Origin of the sequence: Cerasibacillus terrae (genome assembly GCF_008039555.1) — a bacterium.
Classification (GTDB): Bacteria; Bacillota; Bacilli; order Bacillales; family Amphibacillaceae; genus Cerasibacillus; species Cerasibacillus terrae.
The window spans coordinates 37,878-57,774 of record NZ_VDUW01000013.1 but is presented as its reverse complement, the minus strand read 5'-3'; the positions used below and the strand labels follow the sequence as shown (position 1 = coordinate 57,774).

The following is a 19,897-nucleotide window of genomic DNA, read 5'->3' as shown; positions in this document are numbered from 1 at the left end:
TAATACTTGTCTGGTGATGAAGGCGAAGAGGTCACACCTGTTCCCATACCGAACACAGAAGTTAAGCTCTTCAGCGCCGATGGTAGTTGGGGCATAGCCCCTGCAAGAGTAGGACGTTGCCAGGCAAACCAAAGCAGGATACACATCTAATGTGTATCCTGCTTTTTTAGTTGATAATTGAAATTAAATAGACTTCTTTATTTCATCTTTTAAGAAGCTCTAAATCTTTTTTTCCTTTCACCATTATTTGCTTTTAAAAAGGCGTAAATAATCATTTATAATTGCTATTCATCCATTAAAGTAATGGTTTCATGCATTTTATTACTGACAAGCCTTCCGCTGGCAACATTTATTGTAGATTAACTGGCTGTAAGTCCCCACTGATTGAGGTTTCACTTTATCAACCTTTACCCGAATTTGCTTGCATTTCCTTCTATTATAGAATATAAAGGAAAAACAAACTTATTAAAAAATCCATGCTAATTTTCCTTACTTCATTGTCTGTTATTCCCTTAACTAATTAAATTTTTTAGTCTACATATGTCGAAATGAGTATTTTTCCATTTGGTACGTCTTTATTTTGTATCTTTTGTCAAGAATAATTGAATAGAAGTTGTTGGCATCTTCTTTCGTTTTGCAGTATAATAAATATAAAGTCAAAGATAGTCAAAGTCAGGGTGAAGCAGGTACAAATTGTTTGTTCTGAGTTCGTGGGAGGTGGGTACATGCGAAATATAACAGAAATAATTGAACAATATTTGAAACAAGTTTTAGAGCAACAGGGGAAGAATGTTATTGAAATTAAACGAAACGAAATAGCAGATCAATTTCAGTGCGTACCTTCACAAATTAATTATGTTATTAATACTCGTTTTACGATGGAAAAGGGCTATATTGTAGAAAGTAAGCGGGGTGGTGGTGGATATATTCGTATTATTAAGGTGAAACATCAAGACCAAGCAGAATTAATTGATGAGATTATCAAAATGATTAATCCAGAAGTAACTTTTCAAGCATCTGTTGATGTGATTGACCGTTTATTAGAAGAAGAGATTATAACAGAAAGAGAGGCAAAGTTAATGATAAGTGCATTAGATAGAGAAACATTGGCATTTAAATTACCTTTGCGAGATGAAATAAGAGCTAGAATTTTTACAAAGATGTTAATTACTTTAAAATATATGAAATAATCATTGTCATTGTAATTGGATAAAGAGGGAAGAGGAGGTAAAATAATGAATTGCCAAAAGTGCCAAGTACGACCAGCTACACTTCACTTTAAACAAGTAGTGAATGGAAAACAGACAGATTTACATGTTTGTGAAGTATGTGCAAAGGAAAATGGCTACATGACTTACCCCGAAGAAGGATTTTCTCTCCACGATTTACTAACTGGCTTGTTCAATTTAGATAGCTCAAAAATAGATAATATCCATGAAAGTCCTTTTCAGCAAGTAAAAGAATTAAAATGTCCTACATGTAAAATGACCTTTTCCCAATTTAAACACACTGGAAAATTTGGATGTGCACAGTGTTACCATACTTTTTCAGATCATTTGGATCCAATTTTTAGTAGGGTTCATAGTGGTAATACACGACACTTAGGGAAAATACCGAAACGAAAAGGTGGTAAACTCCATCTAAAGAAACAAATAGCAGATTATCGTAAAAGACTAAACACATTAATTGAAAATGAGGCTTTTGAAGAAGCTGCTGTTGTAAGAGATGAAATAAAGGAATTAGAGTCTAAAGTTAAGGAAAAGAAAGATGGTGATGAAGCTTGACTTATGAACAGTTCATGGATAAGGCGACAAGCCCCTGGATGTTAAAGAATGGCCCAGATCACGATATCGTCTTAAGTAGTCGAATTCGCTTAGCTAGAAACTTAGCGGATAAGCGTTTTCCGACTGTCGCTCCTTCCGAAGAATTGGAAGAGATTATGGAATTTTTCCAAAGAGAATATGAGCATACTCCATATCATGATAATGAAACATTTCATTTCGTACCGATGAGTCAATTAAGCAGTATTGAAAAAAGGGTATTGATTGAAAAACATTTAATCAGTCCACTATTGACGAAAAATAAAGAAACAGCAGCATCCCTTATCTCCACAAATGAGCAAGTATCCATCATGATTAATGAAGAGGACCATCTACGAATACAACTTTATGATCCAGGTTTTCAATTGGAAAAGTCATTAAAGAAAACATTTGAAATTGATGATTGGATAGAAGAAAAGGTTAACTATGCCTTTGATGAATCAAGAGGTTATTTAACAAGCTGTCCGACAAATGTTGGTACGGGAATGCGTGCATCTGTTATGATGCATTTACCAGCACTTGTTCTTACAAAACAGATAAATCGTATGATTCCAGCAATTAACCATTTAGGTCTTGTTGTAAGAGGTATTTATGGTGAAGGGAGTGAAGCGTTAGGTAATTTGTTTCAAATCTCTAATCAAATTACACTTGGGAAATCAGAAGAGAATATTATTCGTGACCTAGAAGGGGTTGCGCAGCAATTAATCGAACATGAACGTCTCCAAAGAGGAAGGCTATTGGAAAACTTAGGTACAAGACTAGAAGATCGTATATTCCGTTCATTGGGACTTTTAACATACAGTAGAATTATGAATACAAAAGAAGTTGCAGGTCGATTGTCAAATGTTCGACTTGGAGTTGATCTAGGCCTTATTAAAAATGTTCCTCGAAATGTATTAACCGAATTAACAGTATTGACACAGCCTGGATTTTTACAATATCATGCACAAAAGACATTAACACCGACAGAACGTGACATCCTTCGTGCTTCAATTATTCGAGAAAAGCTACATGAGGTAGAATGAATAATGAATAAAATGGCTTATTAACGATTATGAATCATAAGATAGACAATAATAGTAGAATTATTAAATAATGAAAAGGATTTGCGTTCATTGAATGTGGGAGGTTATATTAATATGATGTTTGGACGTTTTACAGAAAGAGCACAAAAAGTTTTAGCTCTGTCACAAGAAGAAGCAGTAAGGCTAGGACATAATAATATTGGTACAGAACATATATTGCTAGGTCTTGTTCGAGAAGGTGATGGAATTGCTGCAAAAGCATTACAATCCCTTGGACTTGAAGTGAGTAAAATTCAAGAAGAGGTGCAAAAATTAATTGGGAAAGGTAAACACCCAATGCAATCAATTCATTATACTCCTAGAGCAAAAAAAGTTGTTGAACTTTCTCAAGATGAAGCAAGAAAGCTAGGCCATTCTTATGTTGGCACAGAACATATATTACTAGGATTAATTCGAGAAGGAGAAGGGGTTGCTGCTAGGGTATTAAATAATTTAGGTGTCAGTTTAAATAAGGCAAGACAACAAGTATTACAATTATTAGGTAGTAATGAATCACAGGCTGCTAAGCAAGGGCGTGGAAGATCTGCTAGTGTGAACACTCCAACACTTGATTCTTTAGCTAGAGATTTAACAGAAAGTGCAAAGGAAGGGAAAGTAGATCCAGTCATTGGCCGCAATAAAGAAATTGAACGAGTGATTCAAGTACTTAGTCGTCGGACAAAGAATAATCCGGTTTTAATTGGTGAACCAGGTGTAGGAAAAACAGCAGTTGCAGAAGGATTAGCGCAACAAATAGTAAATAATGAAGTTCCCGAAACATTACGGGATAAGCGTGTAATGACATTAGATATGGGAACAGTTGTCGCTGGCACGAAGTATCGTGGAGAATTTGAAGATCGATTGAAAAAAGTAATGGAAGAAATTCGGCAAGCAAATAATGTCATTTTATTTATAGATGAGTTGCATACATTAATTGGAGCAGGTGGAGCAGAGGGAGCGATTGATGCTTCCAATATTTTAAAACCTTCTTTATCGCGTGGTGAATTGCAGTGTATTGGAGCGACTACTTTAGATGAGTATCGGAAATATATTGAAAAGGATGCTGCATTAGAACGTAGATTTCAACCAATTCAAGTTGATGAGCCTTCCGTAGAAGAAACAATGCAAATTTTAAAAGGACTACGTGATCGCTATGAAGCACATCACCGTGTAACTATTACAGATGAGGCAATTGAAGCAGCAGTAGGTTTCTCTGATCGTTATATTACAGATCGCTTTTTACCAGATAAAGCAATTGATTTAATTGATGAGGCAGGTTCTAAAGTTCGACTACGTTCTTATACTATTCCGCCAAACTTAAAACAATTAGAACATAAGTTAGAAGAAGTTCGAAAAGAAAAAGATGCTGCTGTGCAGAGCCAGGAATTTGAAAAGGCAGCTTCCTTACGTGATTCAGAACAGCGTTTACGTGAAGAGTTAACAAATACGAGAGAAAAGTGGAAAGAAAAGCAAGGCCAAGAAGATTCGAAGGTAACGAAAGAAGATATTGCGGATGTGGTTTCTAGTTGGACTGGTGTACCTGTTAAAAGTATGACACAAGATGAATCAGAACGTCTACTTAATCTAGAAAAAGTTTTACATGAACGTTTGGTTGGTCAAGAAGAAGCGGTTAAGGCTGTTTCAACAGCCATTCGCCGTGCACGTGCAGGGTTAAAAGACCCGGAACGACCAATTGGTTCATTTATTTTCCTAGGGCCTACAGGTGTTGGTAAGACAGAGCTTGCACGTGCATTGGCAGAAGCAATGTTTGAAGATGAGGATGCCATGATTCGAATCGATATGTCTGAGTATATGGAAAAACATGCAACCTCACGTTTAGTTGGCTCTCCCCCAGGATATGTCGGGTATGAAGAGGGAGGTCAATTAACTGAAAAGGTCCGTAGAAAACCATATTCAGTTGTATTGTTAGATGAAGTTGAAAAGGCTCATCCAGAAGTATTTAATATCTTATTACAAGTATTGGAGGATGGGCGTTTAACAGATTCTAAAGGTAGACTTGTTGATTTCCGAAACACGGTATTAATTATGACATCGAATGTTGGGGCAAGTGAATTAAGGCGAAATAAATATGTTGGATTTACCTTAGATGATGAAGGTCAGGAATATAAAGATATGAAATCAAAAGTGTTGGAAGAATTGAAAAAGGCATTTCGCCCAGAATTTTTAAATCGAATTGATGAAACAATTGTTTTCCATACATTAGAGAGAAAGCATATGAATGATATTGTAATACGAATGATAAAACAATTAAAGGAACGATTGAAAGAGCAGGGAATAGACTTTACATTAACGGATAAGGCAATTGATAAAATCGCTGAAAAAGGATTTGAACCGGAGTATGGTGCACGTCCATTGCGTCGTTCCATACAGAAAAATATTGAAGATCTACTATCTGAAGAACTGTTAAAGGGAAATATTACGAAAGGCCAACATGTAAAAATTGGCTTAAATAATAAAGGTGATTTTATCGTTCTTCCATAGGATTAAGGTGTAAAGTTTAAAAACAGCTGGAAGCAGGTAAATTTCCAGCTGTTTTTTTATTCCTTTATTCATAAATGTGACATATAAAGTTGATTTGTGGCAAAAGTATGTGACTTAACCAAATAATTGATATGTAATTGTAACTTCATAGTAACGTATTTCGTATACAATAAAATTAAGGGAGTAAAAAGGAGGAAATTGATATTTTGTAGAAAGATATCAAGGAAACTTTTTTCTGCCTAGAAGGGAACGAGTAAAGTGGCAAAACGTAAGACGAAATTTGTTTGTCAAACATGTGGATATGAATCACCAAAATGGATGGGAAAATGTCCTAGCTGTAATAATTGGAATTCATTAGTGGAAGAAATAGAGAAGAAAAATAATGTAAAACGACCAACAACAGGGATTACTTCTGGAGAACCGGTCAAAATTACAGCTATTGAATCACAGAAAGAACCACGTGTAACAACCTCAATGAGAGAATTTAACCGTGTCCTTGGTGGAGGTATTGTGCCAGGCTCGCTTGTATTAATTGGTGGAGATCCGGGGATTGGTAAATCAACATTATTATTACAAATATCATCACAGCTTGCAGATAAAGAATTACCTGTTTTATATATATCTGGAGAAGAATCTACAAGGCAAACAAAGCTTCGGGCTGATCGACTTGGCGTTTCTTCCGACTTATTATATGTTTTAGCAGAAACAAATCTATTTGATATTGCTAATCAAATTGAATTACTAAAACCAGCATTAGTGGTTGTCGATTCTATTCAAACTATATTCCGTGATGAAGTTGCTAGTGCTCCGGGCAGTGTATCACAAGTGAGGGAATGTACAAGTGAACTAATGCGTATTGCTAAGACAAATAATATCCCTATTTTTATCGTTGGTCATGTAACGAAAGAAGGAGCAATTGCTGGACCAAGAATTTTAGAACATATGGTTGATGCTGTTCTTTATTTTGAAGGGGAACGTCATCATACATATCGGATTTTAAGAAGTGTGAAAAATCGATTTGGTAGTACAAATGAAATGGGAATTTTTGAAATGAAGGAAGCAGGCCTTCGGGAAGTAATGAATCCATCGGAAATTTTCCTAGAAGAACGTTCAAAAGGTGCTGCAGGTTCAACTGTTGTAGCATCCATGGAAGGAACACGCCCCGTCTTAGTGGAAATTCAAGCATTGATTTCACCAACAAGTTTTGGAAATCCTCGTCGTATGGCTACAGGGGTAGACAATAATCGAATTCCATTATTAATGGCTGTTTTAGAAAAACGGGTTGGATTAATGCTTCAAAATCAAGATGCCTATGTAAAAGTAGCAGGTGGAGTAAAATTAGATGAACCAGCTATTGATCTCGCAATTAGCATTAGCATTGCATCTAGTTTCCGCAACCAGCCAACTAGACCAGATGATATTTTCATAGGAGAAGTAGGGTTGACAGGTGAAGTAAGACGTGTTTCTAGAATAGAACAACGTGTACAAGAAGCAGCTAAATTAGGATTTAAAAGAGTGATTTGTCCACAGAAAAACTTGGATGGTTGGGTCGTTCCAAATACGATTCAAGTAATCGGGGTAAATACGGTGCAAGAAGCCCTGAATGTTGGCCTTGCACGATAATAGCCACTCCCTTTTATTTTATTGACAAACATAATTCAATGTGATAAAATTTACTATTTTGCTAAATTGAATGTTTTATAGACCTATGCTATTATTTATTTGAAATCATATAAAGAATTTTAAGATAAAGGTTATTTTTTATAAGAAAGGGCAATAATATGCTTAGGAGGTGACGAAATGCTAAGGAAAATTGTCCATTTATTTTTTATCATTACTGGTGCGACAGTTGGTTATGTGTATGTACCTGAAATCATTCATTTATTAGGAATTACAGATGTAGCCTGGCTACAGTCTGCTTATCTAGGATTGGTTGTCGGTGCAGTAATTTTCTTTGTTATTTCGTATTTAATTACAGACTATATTATTGGATTTTTAAAATGGGTAGAGGAAGCACTTATTAAAATTCCTTTAGGAGATTTAGCCTTTGGGACGCTCGGATTAATAGTCGGTTTATTTGTTGCGTATTTAATTAATATCACTATACAAGATATTAATATTCGGGTCGTGTCTCAAGTTATTCCACCATTCATTATGATTACTCTTGGTTATCTAGGATTCCAAGTAGGCTTTCGTAGACGTGAAGAATTTGTACAGTTATTAAGTACGAAAAAGGATCGTGAGAAAAAACGTGCCACACCTGAAGAACGAGTAGAAAAAACGTACCAAAAACCGAAGATCTTAGATACAAGTGTTATTATTGATGGCCGGATTGCAGATATTTGTCAAACAGAATTTCTGGAAGGTACATTGGTTATTCCGCAATTTGTGCTTGGAGAATTACAACATATTGCAGATTCATCAGATGTATTAAAAAGAAATCGAGGGCGACGTGGTTTAGATGTTTTAAATCGAATCCAGAAGGAATTACCTATTGAAGTAAAGATTTATGAAGGTGATTTCGAGGATATTCCAGAAGTAGATAGTAAATTAATTAAACTAGCTAAAGTAATCGATGGAACCGTTGTAACAAATGATTTTAATTTAAATAAGGTATGTGATCTTCAAGGTGTGCATGTATTAAATATTAATGATTTAGCAAATGCGGTGAAACCAGTAGTTTTACCAGGTGAAGAATTAGCTGTTCAAGTCATTAAAGACGGTAAAGAACATAATCAAGGTATTGCTTACTTGGATGATGGTACAATGATTGTTGTAGAAGAAGGTATGCGTTATATCGGAAAGAAAATAGAGGTAATCATAACAAGTGTGTTACAAACATCTGCAGGTAGAATGATTTTTGCAAAACCAAAACTACTTGAAAAAGCATTGTAAAAAAGGTATAACATATATTAGATGTATTCAGACAGAAAGTGATAACAGTTTTTGTTATCGCTTTTTGTTATACTGAGGAAGAACACTTTTTAGAGAAGACTGTTTGAATTTATATTTTAGGAAGGGGTACCACCATGACAAAAGAAGTTCGTGTACGTTATGCACCAAGTCCAACTGGGCATTTACATATTGGAAATGCACGTACAGCTTTATTTAATTACTTATTTGCAAGACACTTTGATGGGAAATTTATTATTCGTATTGAGGATACAGATCAAAAGCGAAATGTTGCTGGAGGGGAAGAAAGCCAGTTAAAATATTTAAAGTGGCTCGGTTTGGATTGGGATGAAGGTGCAGATGTCGGTGGTGATGTTGGGCCATATCGACAAATGGAACGCCTTGATATTTATAATAAGTATATCAATGAATTGCTAGAAAAGGGATTAGTATATAAATGTTATATGACAGAAGAGGAATTAGAAGAGGAACGTGAAGAGCAGCGGGCACGTGGAGAAATGCCGAAGTATTCTGGTGCCCACCGTGACTTAACAGACGAGCAGATTGCTCAATTTGAAAGTGAAGGAAGAAAACCGAGTATTCGTATTCGTGTCCCTGAAAATGTAACCTATACATTTAATGATATTGTGCGAGGGCAAATATCCTTTGAATCAAATGATATTGGAGACTGGGTCATAGTAAAGAAAAATGGGATTCCTACATATAATTTTGCAGTAGTAGTGGATGACCATTTAATGGGAATTTCGCATGTTCTCCGTGGAGAAGAACATATTTCTAACACACCACGTCAAATGATGATTTATGAAGCATTTGGTTGGGAGCCTCCTAAGTTTGGGCATATGACTCTTATTTTAAATGAAGAGCGTAAGAAATTAAGTAAACGAGACCAACATATCGTGCAATTTATTGAACAGTATAAAGATATGGGATATTTACCAGAGAGCTTATTTAACTTCATTACATTACTTGGTTGGTCACCCGTTGGTGAAGAGGAAATTTTTGATCAAAAAACATTGATTGAGATTTTTGACCCTGAGCGTTTGTCTACATCTGCGGCTATTTTTGATCAACAAAAACTCAAATGGATGAATGGGGAATATATTAAAAAACTCACTCCAGAAGCAGCCGTTTCTTTAGCGTTACCATATTTAATAGAAGAAGGTAAATTACCAGAAGAAATGGATGAAGAAAAGAAAAGATGGGCAGAGAAGATTATTCACTTGTATCAAGAACAATTGCACTATGGACAAGAAATTGTTTCTCTAACAGAGATGTTTTTCAAAGACTCTATTGCCTATGATGAAGCAGCGATGGAAGTATTAAAGGAAGAACAAGTACCAGAAGTATTACAAGTATTTGCCGATAAGTTAATTCATTTAGATGATTTTCAACATGATGCAATTAAAGGAGAAATCAAAGCAACACAGAAAGAAACAGGGTATCGTGGTAAAAAATTATTTATGCCGATCCGTGTAGCAACAACCGGTCAAAAACATGGTCCAGAATTACCATTAGCAATTGAATTACTGGGAAAAGATGTTGTTGTGGGTCGTTTAGATGAAGTATTGAGCAAATTAAATGCATAATCTAAAGGAAATAGATGAATTCAAATCTATTTGTTCACATATATCAAAAAATGTAATATAGTATTATACAATACAGAGCATGGATGAGGGAAAGTAGGAAATAAAAAGGTTACCCAGAGAGAATCACCTTGGCTGGAAGTGATTTTAACCATTATTTTTGAAATGCTCCTCAGAGCCCGTCATGGAATTAAAGTATATGGCGGCGGCACTCTACCGTTATAAAGAGATAAAGATGGGGAGGTATCTCCCTAATCAGAGTGGAACCGCGCTTCATAAGCGCCTCTGTGTATATATTACACAGAGGTGTTTTTTTATTCTTAAAAACTAAATAAAAAAAAGGGAGGTAGGAAAAATACATGGGAATCTTTAAGCGAATGAAGGAAGATATGGATGTTGTTTTTGAACAGGATCCAGCAGCTCGGACATATTTTGAAGTGTTTTTAACGTATTCTGGTCTACATGCCGTATGGTGGCACCGGATTGCCCATGCCTTTTTTAAGCGAAAAATGTTTTTTATTGCCCGGGCTATATCACAATTCAGCAGATTTCTTACAGGAATTGAAATCCATCCAGGTGCAAAAATAGGAAGGCGTTTTTTTATAGACCATGGTATGGGAGTTGTTATAGGTGAAACATGCGAAATTGGGGATGATGTTACGGTCTTCCAGGGAGTAACCTTAGGTGGTACTGGAAAAGAAAAGGGAAAGAGACACCCAACCGTTCATGATCATGCGTTAATTGCTACAGGAGCAAAAGTGCTTGGCTCCATTACAATTGGCGAATATGCTCGAATTGGTGCAGGATCAGTTGTCTTAAAAGATGTCCCAGAACATTCGACAGTTGTTGGTATTCCGGGTCGAGTTGTAAGACAATATGGTAAAAAAGTGCAACATACAAAATTAGATCACCATAAATTACCTGACCCAGTGGAAGACCGTTGTGACCGACTGCAAAAAGAAATTGATGCATTGAGAGAGGAACTTGCGAAGAGAAAGGATGGGGAAATAGATGACAATTAAAATTTATAACACATTAACAAGAGAAAAAGAGGACTTCAAACCAATTGAAGACAGAAAGGTTCGTATGTATGTTTGTGGTCCGACTGTTTATAATTATATCCATATCGGAAATGCAAGACCTGCTATCGTTTTTGATACAGTAAGAAGATATCTGGAGTACCGCGATTATGAAGTGACCTATGTACTTAATTTTACAGATGTGGACGATAAGATTATTAAAGCGGCAAATGATATGAGTGAAGATGTAAAAGTAGTAGCAGATCGCTTTATTAAAGCGTATATGGAAGATGTAGAAGCACTTGGAGTTAAAAAAGCAACATACCATCCACGTGTAACGGAAACAATTGATGATATAATTACATTTATTGAAGGGTTAATTGAAAAGGAATTTGCGTATGAAGTAGATGGAGATGTCTATTTTAAACCACGTGCATTTGAGGATTATGGAAAACTATCTCACCAGTCTATAGATGAATTACGGGCAGGTGCAAGAATTCAAGTTGGGGAGAAGAAAAATGATCCGTTAGATTTTGCATTATGGAAAAAAGCAAAAGCGAATGAAGTAGCATGGGATTCACCATGGGGGAAAGGACGTCCTGGTTGGCATATTGAATGTTCAACAATGGCAAAGAAATATCTAGGAGAAACCATTGATATTCATGCCGGAGGACAAGATTTATCATTTCCACATCATGAAAATGAAATTGCTCAATCTGAAGCAAAAACGGGAAAAACTTTTGCAAATTATTGGATGCATAATGGATATATTAATATCAATAATGAGAAAATGTCTAAGTCCCTAGGTAATTTTGTATTAACAAGGGAATTATTGCAGAAGCATGATCCACGAGTAATTCGCTTTTTTATGCTTAGTGTGCATTATCGTCATCCAATTAATTTTTCAGAAGAACTACTAAACGGTGCAAAAAATAGTTTTGAGCGGATTCAAACAACTTATTTTAATTTAGAACATCGCAAACAAACTAGTATGAATCTAACACAAGATAATGAACAATGGCTACAGAAAATAGATGAATTTAACCATCAATTTACAAATGTAATGGATGATGACTTTAATACAGCAAATGCTATTTCTGTTTTATTTGATGTAACAAAAACTGCTAATCTTTATCTAGAAGAAGCTCAAACTTCATCAGAAGTATTAGAATCCTTCCAAACAACGATAGAAACGATTCTACATGTTCTAGGAATTTCATTAGAAAAAGAAACAGATTTACTAGATGAAGATATTGAAGCATTAATTGTGGAAAGAAATGAAGCGCGTAAAAATCGTAATTTCGAGAGAGCCGATGAGATACGTGATTTATTAAAGGATAAAAATATTATATTAGAAGATACGCCTCAAGGTGTGCGCTGGAAAAGAGGATAAAGATGTCTCTAGATGTTAAGCAGATGAAAAGTCTTGCACTTGCCTATATGGGTGATGCTGTTTACGAAGTATTTGTAAGAGAACATTTATTACAAAGTGGTGAAGTGAAACCTAATCAACTCCATCAGCAAGCAATTACATTTGTCTCAGCAAAGGCCCAGGCTAAGGTAATGCTAGCCTGGCTTGAGACAGATTTTCTGACTGAAGAAGAACAGAAGGTAGCAAATCGTGGTCGAAATGCTAAATCTGGCTCTATACCGAAAAACACAAGTGTACAAGTTTACCGATATGGAACAGCCTTTGAAACATTAATCGGTTACCATTACTTATTAAAAAATAAAGAACGTGTCGAAATGTTAATGCGTCATGCAGTTGAATACCTAGAAAATCATTAGGATGATAACTAGAAGGGAGGAAGCTAGAGGGTGGAAGAAATTATTATTGGAAGAAACCCAGTGATGGAAGCTTTGAAATCTGGAAGAACCATTCATAAAATACTTTTATCAGAACAGGTAAATCCAAACATTAGAAAAAAAATACAGCAAATGAGTAAACAAGCAAATGCAGTTGTTCAACAAGTACCCAAGCATAAATTAAATCAAATGACAAAGGGAAATCACCAAGGAATCATCGCATATGTTGCTTCCTATCATTATGCACAATTAGACGATTTATTTGCCATAGCAAAAGAGAGAGAGGAAGCACCGTTCTTCATAATTTTAGATGAATTAGAGGACCCACATAATCTTGGTTCTATTTTAAGAACAGCTGATGCAACCGGTGCTCATGGGGTAATTATTCCTAAGCGGCGTGCAGTAGGATTAACAGCTACTGTTGCGAAAACATCTGCTGGAGCGATTGAATATATACCAGTTGTTCGTGTTACAAATATTGCCCAGACAATTGACATGCTAAAGGAACAAAACGTATGGGTTATCGGTACTGCAGGTGAAACAAAAGAGGACTATCGTTCCATTGATGGGAAGCTGCCACTCGCAATTGTTATTGGCAACGAGGGAAAAGGAATTAGTCGATTGGTAAAGAAGAAATGTGATTGGTTAGTAAATTTACCAATGGTTGGACAAGTTTCATCTTTAAACGCATCTGTAGCTTGTAGCTTATTACTTTATGAAGTGTTTAGACATAGAAATCCTCTTGGCGCAGGAAAATGATTTACCTTGTTGTGGACGGTTATAATATTATTGGTGCCTGGGAGGAGTTAAAAAAGCTAAAAGAAAAAGACATGGCCCAAGCGCGTGATCGTTTAATCGATATAATGGCAGAATACCAAGCATATTTTGGTTATCAAGTAATTATTGTCTTTGATGCCTATTATATTAAGGGAAAAGAATCGAAGTATCGTAAATACAAACTAGATGTTGTTTTTACAAAAGAAAAAGAGACAGCTGATGAATGTATTGAAAGACTTGTGAAAGAATTACAGAATGTGCGAGATAAAGTATATGTTGCAACTTCTGATTATGATGAACAACGAACAATCTTTGGTAGTGGTGCATTGCGTAAATCTGCTCGGGAACTATTAATTGAAATAGAGAGCATGGATCAGGAAATACATGACCACTTGCAAGTTCAGAAACAAATGAAACCAACATCGACTATCCCTCTTGAGCCAGAAGTACAAGCAATATTTGAAAAATGGCGTCGTGATGTAAAGTGAGTAATGCTAAATTTTCACGAGTATATCACGTTATTATTATAAATTTTTCAAATTGATAGAAAATACCCACAAAATTTCATTGAAGAATTGTCGGGCGTATTGTATAATAGTCACATAATTGCAAACATCCTGGTCAGGAGGTCATTATGGGTGAGGACAAAGCAACTTAAAGCACATTCTGAACATATCAATGGACTTACTGATGAAGAAATTATAATGCTAATCCATCAAGGGAGTGGACAAGCATTAGATTACTTAATTCATAAATATAAAAACTTCGTTCGTGCGAAGTCACGCGCATACTTTCTTATTGGTGCAGACAGAGAAGATATTATTCAAGAGGGTATGATTGGATTATATAAAGCAATTCGTGATTACGATGGGAAAAAATTGGCCTCTTTTAGAGGGTTTGCTGAGCTGTGTATTACAAGGCAAATGATAACTGCTATTAAGTCAGCAACAAGAAAGAAACATACTCCATTGAATTCATCTATCTCATTAGATAAACCGATTTATGACGAGGAATCTGAACGAACATTGTTGGATATTATTGCAGGACAGGCGGCAACAGACCCCCAGGATCTTCTCGTTAAAAGAGAAAAACAAGGGTATGTTCAATTGAAAATCATGGAATCATTGAGTGACTTAGAAAGAAAGGTACTTCATTTATACCTCGATGGGAAAACCTACGAAGAGATTTCAGTAGAGTTGAAAAGGCATGTCAAATCAATTGATAATGCACTACAGCGTGTAAAACGAAAACTCGAACAATTCAATGATACAAATGAGATTCTCTTATCTTTCATAGAGTATGAGGACTATTGACAATTATAGGAAGGCCATGCTACATTTATAAAGAGAAACTCCCGAAATCGGGGTGACAAAATGGGTGAAAAAGTAACTTTAGCGTGTGAAAATTGTGCGAGTCGAAATTATACGACAAACAAAAATGTATCTAAGCAATCTACACGCTTGGAAGTTAGAAAGTTTTGTAAAACATGCGGTAAACACACATTACATCGTGAAACAAAATGATAAACTGCTTACTTCAGGCGAAGATTGGGGAGGTACAATGGATTATGATTAAGTTTTTAAAAGAAGTATCGCGGGAAATGAAAAAGGTTTCCTGGCCAAAAAGTCGTGAACTAACAAGCTACACTATTACTGTAATTGCAACAGTAGCGTTTGTGTCGATCTTCTTTTTTCTTGTTGATTTAGGCATTACACAAATAATTGAGCTGATTCGCTAAAGGTAGAATACTTATTTGAATAAAATAAATAGGAATATGTTATAATGATAATATACATTTTAGAAAAACCCGACTTAACGGGTTTTTTAAATTGCTTAAAAATAATAATGGATATTTATCGCAGATTAACAGCCAGTAAAGGCCCGATTCGTTCAACTAACAATCAGTGAGAGAAGAAGAAAACTCCCACTGATTGAAGTTTCACTTTATATCGATATTGACTTTTATCGCTGGTTAATTAGCTGTAGGATCCTATTTTTAATAATTCAAGGATAGCCTAACTGGAGAATAAACAACAGTAAACGTTCGATTTATTCAACTAACAATCAATGATGGATGAAAAAAGTCCAAAGATTGGAAGTTTCACATTATAAATAAGGGGGGAAGGACAAGGCGTTGTCCGGTTTAATATGGAAAAAAACTGGTATGTGATTCATACGTATTCTGGATATGAAAATAAAGTAAAAACAAATCTTGAAAAACGTGTAGAAACAATGGGAATGGAAGATAAGATATTTCGGGTAATTGTACCAGAAGAAGAAAAGACAGAAGTGAAAGATGGCAAAAAGAAAGTAGCTAAAAAGAAAGTTTTTCCTGGTTATGTCATAACAGAGATGATTATGACAGATGATTCTTGGTATGTTGTTAGAAATACACCTGGTGTAACTGGATTTATTGGCTCAAGTGGTGGAGGAACAAAACCAACTCCGCTTTTACCACATGAGGTAGACCATATTTTAAAACAAATGGGATTAGCAGATAAAGTATACCAAGTAGACTTTGAAGTAAAAGAGAATGTTCGTGTGACAGATGGCCCATTTGCAAACTTTACGGGGACCATTGAAAATATAGATACAGATAAACAAAAAGTAAAAGTACATGTGAATATGTTTGGGAGAGATACTCCCGTGGAATTAGATTTTGGACAAATTGAGAAATTATAGATTTTATGTTAAATAGTAATGCTTGCATAAATGGTGAAATCATGCTAAAATTCTCTTGTTATTCATGTTCTATGAAGTAGATCTGAATAGAAGAGTGGGAGGGGATATATCACCCCTATTACCACATCACGGACTTTAAGGAGGTGTGTCTCGTGGCTAAAAAAGTTATTCAAGTTGTTAAATTACAAATTCCAGCTGGTAAAGCTAACCCAGCACCACCGGTAGGACCTGCATTAGGTCAAGCGGGTATTAATATCATGGGATTTTGTAAAGAATTTAATGCGCGTACTCAAGAACAAACAGGATTAATTATCCCTGTTGAAATTACAGTATTTGAAGACCGTTCATTCACATTTATTACTAAAACTCCACCTGCTGCAGTGTTACTTAAAAAAGAAGCGGGTATCGATAAAGCTTCTGGTGAGCCGAACCGTAATAAAGTAGCAACGGTAAAACGCGATAAAGTCAAAGAAATTGCTGAAATGAAAATGCAAGACCTTAACGCGGCTGATGTAGAAGCGGCAATGCGGATGGTTGAAGGTACAGCACGTAGCATGGGTATTACGATTGAAGACTAATTTTGGAGTCTATCAGGTTGCGACATAAAAAATTCGCAACCTTTTCGTATGAACATGTAACATCGAGCAAATTCGATGCAAAATACGGATATAAAAAACCCTATAGATGATGAATCGCTCATCTACATTATAAAAGTCTAGAGTGGCTTTTATAAGTGGGAGGTCAAACCGTTATAACCACAATAGAGGAGGAAACAAAATGGCTAAAAGAGGTAAAAAGTATCAAGAAGCTACGAAATTAGTTGATCGCTCAAAAAGCTACCAAATTGAAGAAGCTGTTGAGCTTTTAAAACAAATGCCAAAAGCAAAGTTTGATGAAACAGTTGAAGTTGCCTTTCGCTTAGGAGTGGATCCGAAGAAAGCGGATCAACAAATTCGCGGTGCAATGGTTCTGCCGCATGGAACTGGTAAAACACAACGAGTACTTGTGTTTGCGAAAGGTGAAAAAGCAAAAGAAGCAGAAGCTGCAGGTGCAGACTATGTGGGAGAACAAGATTTTATTGAAAAAATTAACCAAGGTTGGTTAGAGTTCGATGTAATTGTTGCAACTCCTGATATGATGGCAGAAGTGGGTAAATTAGGGCGAGTTCTTGGACCAAAAGGATTAATGCCTAACCCTAAAACAGGCACAGTTACTTTTGAAGTCGAGAAAGCTGTGAAAGAAATCAAAGCAGGTAAAGTTGAATACCGCGTTGATAAAGCTTCTAACTTACATGTTCCAGTTGGTAAACTGTCATTCGACACAGAAAAGCTTGTTGAAAACTTTGAAGCATTGGCAGAAACAATTGTGAAAGTTAGACCACAATCAGTTAAAGGGAAATATTTACTAAATATGGCGATTTCTAAAACAATGGGTCCTGGTATCAAAATTGACGTTTCTAATTATCGTCCATAAGGCTTGACATTTATAAAATAAGCCGATATAATAAATCAGGTTTTAAAATTAAATACGTTATACCGTAGACAGTAGGGGCGTTTGCTTAATCATCCTGCCGAGGTTTTTTTCTAATAAATTGGATAATGCGTGATTATTATCTTTTATGAAGGGAGCCTCCGCCTAAAGGCTCCCTTATTTTATAAGCTTTTTTACGGTATGATGATCCTTTTAGGGGGTGGAATAATGTCTAAAGTAATGGAAAGTAAAAAACAAATCGTTGAAGAAATTACAGAAAAATTTCGTTCAAGCCAATCAACTGTTCTTGTAAACTACCGTGGACTTGATGTTTCAGAAGTGACAGAACTTCGTAAACAACTTCGTGAAGCAGGTGTAGATTATAAAGTTTATAAAAACACCATGGCACGTCGCGCGGCAGAGGCAGCTGGCCTGGAAGAATTAACAGATACTTTAGTTGGTCCAACAGCAATCGCGTTTAGTGATGAGGATGTTGTTGCGCCAGCACGTATTTTAAATGACTTCGCTAAAGATCATGAAGCATTAGAAATTAAAGGCGGTGTCATCGAAGGGAATATTGCATCCCTAGATGAAATTACAGAACTTGCAAGCCTACCGAACTACGAAGGTATGGTTTCTATGTTGCTTAGTGTTCTACAAGCTCCAATCCGCAACTTTGCGTACGCTACAAAAGCCGTGGCAGAACAAAAAGAAGAACAAGGTGCTTAATTTTTATAGATTCGTTGTATAAATAAAACTATAGGAGGAAATAACATGACTAAAGAACAAATTATTGATGCAATTAAAGAAATGTCTGTTTTAGAATTAAATGACTTAGTAAAAGCAATTGAAGAGGAATTTGGTGTAACAGCTGCAGCTCCAGTAGCAGTTGCTGGTGGCGCAGGTGGCGGAGATGCTGCTGAAGAACAATCAGAATTTGATGTAGTACTTGCAGGTGCTGGATCATCAAAAATTAAAGTTATCAAAGTTGTTCGTGAAATCACAGGCCTTGGCTTGAAAGATGCGAAAGAACTAGTTGATAATGCTCCAAAAGCAGTAAAAGAAGGCGTTGCAAAAGAAGAAGCAGAAGAAATTAAAGAAAAATTAGAAGAAGTTGGCGCATCTGTAGAATTAAAATAAGTTAATTGTTAAAAATTCATTATATAAGCTCGTCGTAAAACGGCGAGCTTTAAATTTACACCTAGGATATTTCTTTTATTTCAGAAAAAAGAAAGGTGTTAAAACATGTCAGAACATTACTTTTCTCAAAAACCTCAATCAAAAAGTTCACCCAAGACATGGAAGTACAGATTACGGCAAAAAGAATTTACTTTCATAAGTGATTATGGCGTATTTTCAAAAGGAGAAGTAGATTATGGTACTAGGCTTCTAATTGAACATTTTAATCCACCTTCTGTTAAGGGAGATATCTTAGATTTAGGGTGTGGATATGGACCAATTGGAATTGCGCTAGCATCCAGTTTTCCAGATTGCCAAGTAACTATGGTAGATGTTAATGAAAGGGCAATATTATTAGCTAAACAAAATGCTCATCTTAATGATGTGAAGAACGTGGAAATTTTAAAGAGTGATCGCTTAAAACAATTAAATGAACGCATGTTTGCATCTATCTTAACAAATCCACCTATTAGAGCAGGAAAAAAAGTCGTGCATGCTATGTTCGAGGAAAGCGCATTGTCATTATATTCTGGTGGAGAATTGTGGATTGTTATTCAAAAAAAGCAAGGTGCACCGTCAGCGAAGAAAAAGCTAGAGCAGTTGTTTGGTAATGTAGAAGTGGTAGTGAAAAGCAAAGGATACTATATTTTACGTTCGATAAAAATTTGACGATAGTCTTATGTTATGATAGTATTATTAAATGCTAACATGGGATTTCTTTTGTCAAGCATTTTTTATAAAAATACATGAGGTATAATCTATCAAGAATCGGAAACAATGATAAAATGGTTGGAAATAATTTGTTTTCCGATTTTTTATTCAGTACCTTTACGAAAAATTCTTTTTTATTTTAAGATAACTCATTACGGAGTGGATAGCAAGTATATTTTCCTTTGCTCCAATGAGAATTTTAAAAGGATAAAGTATTTTATATGTGGGGAATCCCTTTAATAGTGCATCATATTGCATGTTTTAGATTTGTATCATTTGTTATAAAGGAAAACCAAAATGATTATATGTATCGGTTTTTCTGAAAATATATTATACATTTTTGTATGTATACATAGTTTACATGCAAACAA

Annotated in this window: 21 protein-coding genes, 1 rRNA gene and 2 other annotated features; all 22 genes read left to right on the top strand. The window is 35.5% G+C overall.

The window, feature by feature from the left end; translation table 11 throughout:
- Positions 1–9 precede the first annotated feature (9 nt).
- The 22 genes from rrf (at position 10) to FHP05_RS13855 (ending at position 19,484) form a co-directional block, all read left to right on the top strand.
- Positions 10–125 (top strand): 5S ribosomal RNA (gene rrf / locus FHP05_RS13960).
- A 600-nt stretch (positions 126–725) separates the two neighbouring features.
- Positions 726–1,190 carry a CtsR family transcriptional regulator gene (locus FHP05_RS13955; protein ID WP_147670375.1) on the top strand — a complete coding sequence of 155 codons (465 nt, stop codon included), beginning with the start codon at positions 726–728 and terminating at the stop codon, positions 1,188–1,190.
- Between the two features lie 45 nt (positions 1,191–1,235).
- Positions 1,236–1,784: a UvrB/UvrC motif-containing protein gene (locus FHP05_RS13950; RefSeq protein ID WP_147670373.1), complete on the top strand. Its 549-nt coding sequence runs from the start codon at positions 1,236–1,238 to the stop codon at positions 1,782–1,784.
- The gene (locus FHP05_RS13945) at positions 1,781–2,845 is read left to right on the top strand and encodes a protein arginine kinase (RefSeq protein ID WP_147670371.1); all 1,065 of its coding nucleotides are present in this window, start codon (positions 1,781–1,783) and stop codon (positions 2,843–2,845) included. Before FHP05_RS13950 ends, FHP05_RS13945 begins: the two co-directional genes overlap by 4 nt.
- 114 nt (positions 2,846–2,959) lie before the next feature.
- On the top strand, positions 2,960–5,386 hold the full coding sequence (clpC, locus tag FHP05_RS13940; protein WP_147670369.1) for an ATP-dependent protease ATP-binding subunit ClpC: 2,427 nt from the start codon (positions 2,960–2,962) through the stop codon (positions 5,384–5,386).
- Between the two features lie 258 nt (positions 5,387–5,644).
- Positions 5,645–7,009, top strand: a complete 1,365-nt coding sequence (radA, locus tag FHP05_RS13935; RefSeq protein ID WP_147670367.1) for a DNA repair protein RadA — start codon at positions 5,645–5,647, stop codon at positions 7,007–7,009.
- 177 nt (positions 7,010–7,186) lie between these two features.
- A complete protein-coding gene (locus tag FHP05_RS13930; protein ID WP_147670365.1) occupies positions 7,187–8,281 on the top strand; it encodes a PIN/TRAM domain-containing protein in 1,095 nt (364 codons plus the stop codon).
- A gap of 134 nt (positions 8,282–8,415) precedes the next feature.
- Positions 8,416–9,885, top strand: coding sequence for a glutamate--tRNA ligase (gltX, locus tag FHP05_RS13925; RefSeq protein WP_147670363.1), 1,470 nt, complete (start codon positions 8,416–8,418; stop codon positions 9,883–9,885).
- 71 nt (positions 9,886–9,956) lie between these two features.
- Positions 9,957–10,172 (top strand) — a binding site (T-box leader).
- Positions 10,173–10,241: 69 nt separating this feature from the next.
- Positions 10,242–10,904, top strand: a complete 663-nt coding sequence (gene cysE, locus FHP05_RS13920) for a serine O-acetyltransferase (RefSeq protein ID WP_191126362.1) — start codon at positions 10,242–10,244, stop codon at positions 10,902–10,904.
- Positions 10,894–12,294 (top strand): cysteine--tRNA ligase, encoded by a 1,401-nt coding sequence (cysS, locus tag FHP05_RS13915; protein ID WP_147670361.1) that lies wholly within the window; start codon positions 10,894–10,896, stop codon positions 12,292–12,294. Before cysE ends, cysS begins: the two co-directional genes overlap by 11 nt.
- A 2-nt stretch (positions 12,295–12,296) precedes the next feature.
- Positions 12,297–12,689, top strand: a complete 393-nt coding sequence (locus tag FHP05_RS13910; RefSeq protein WP_147670360.1) for a Mini-ribonuclease 3 — start codon at positions 12,297–12,299, stop codon at positions 12,687–12,689.
- Between the two features lie 30 nt (positions 12,690–12,719).
- Positions 12,720–13,466, top strand: coding sequence for a 23S rRNA (guanosine(2251)-2'-O)-methyltransferase RlmB (gene rlmB, locus FHP05_RS13905; protein WP_269144285.1), 747 nt, complete (start codon positions 12,720–12,722; stop codon positions 13,464–13,466).
- Positions 13,463–13,972: an NYN domain-containing protein gene (locus tag FHP05_RS13900; RefSeq protein WP_147670358.1), complete on the top strand. Its 510-nt coding sequence runs from the start codon at positions 13,463–13,465 to the stop codon at positions 13,970–13,972. The genes rlmB and FHP05_RS13900 overlap by 4 nt, the downstream gene beginning before the upstream one ends.
- A 150-nt stretch (positions 13,973–14,122) precedes the next feature.
- Entirely contained in the window at positions 14,123–14,797 is a 675-nt protein-coding gene (gene sigH / locus FHP05_RS13895; RefSeq protein WP_147670356.1) for an RNA polymerase sporulation sigma factor SigH, read from the top strand.
- Positions 14,798–14,857: 60 nt separating this feature from the next.
- On the top strand, positions 14,858–15,007 hold the full coding sequence (rpmG, locus tag FHP05_RS13890) for a 50S ribosomal protein L33 (protein WP_147670354.1): 150 nt from the start codon (positions 14,858–14,860) through the stop codon (positions 15,005–15,007).
- Positions 15,008–15,051: 44 nt separating this feature from the next.
- Entirely contained in the window at positions 15,052–15,222 is a 171-nt protein-coding gene (gene secE / locus FHP05_RS13885; RefSeq protein WP_147670352.1) for a preprotein translocase subunit SecE, read from the top strand.
- A 410-nt stretch (positions 15,223–15,632) separates the two neighbouring features.
- Positions 15,633–16,166: a transcription termination/antitermination protein NusG gene (gene nusG, locus FHP05_RS13880; protein WP_147670350.1), complete on the top strand. Its 534-nt coding sequence runs from the start codon at positions 15,633–15,635 to the stop codon at positions 16,164–16,166.
- A 152-nt stretch (positions 16,167–16,318) separates the two neighbouring features.
- Complete coding sequence (gene rplK / locus FHP05_RS13875; protein WP_147670348.1) at positions 16,319–16,744, top strand: 50S ribosomal protein L11; 426 nt, start codon at positions 16,319–16,321, stop codon at positions 16,742–16,744.
- Between the two features lie 199 nt (positions 16,745–16,943).
- Complete coding sequence (gene rplA, locus FHP05_RS13870) at positions 16,944–17,639, top strand: 50S ribosomal protein L1 (RefSeq protein WP_147670346.1); 696 nt, start codon at positions 16,944–16,946, stop codon at positions 17,637–17,639.
- Positions 17,640–17,683: 44 nt separating this feature from the next.
- Positions 17,684–17,830 (top strand) — a sequence feature (ribosomal protein L10 leader region).
- A 34-nt stretch (positions 17,831–17,864) separates the two neighbouring features.
- Positions 17,865–18,365, top strand: a complete 501-nt coding sequence (rplJ, locus tag FHP05_RS13865) for a 50S ribosomal protein L10 (protein ID WP_147670344.1) — start codon at positions 17,865–17,867, stop codon at positions 18,363–18,365.
- 45 nt (positions 18,366–18,410) lie between these two features.
- Positions 18,411–18,776: a 50S ribosomal protein L7/L12 gene (rplL, locus tag FHP05_RS13860; protein ID WP_147670342.1), complete on the top strand. Its 366-nt coding sequence runs from the start codon at positions 18,411–18,413 to the stop codon at positions 18,774–18,776.
- 105 nt (positions 18,777–18,881) lie between these two features.
- Entirely contained in the window at positions 18,882–19,484 is a 603-nt protein-coding gene (locus FHP05_RS13855; protein WP_147670340.1) for a class I SAM-dependent methyltransferase, read from the top strand.
- Positions 19,485–19,897: the final 413 nt, after the last annotated feature.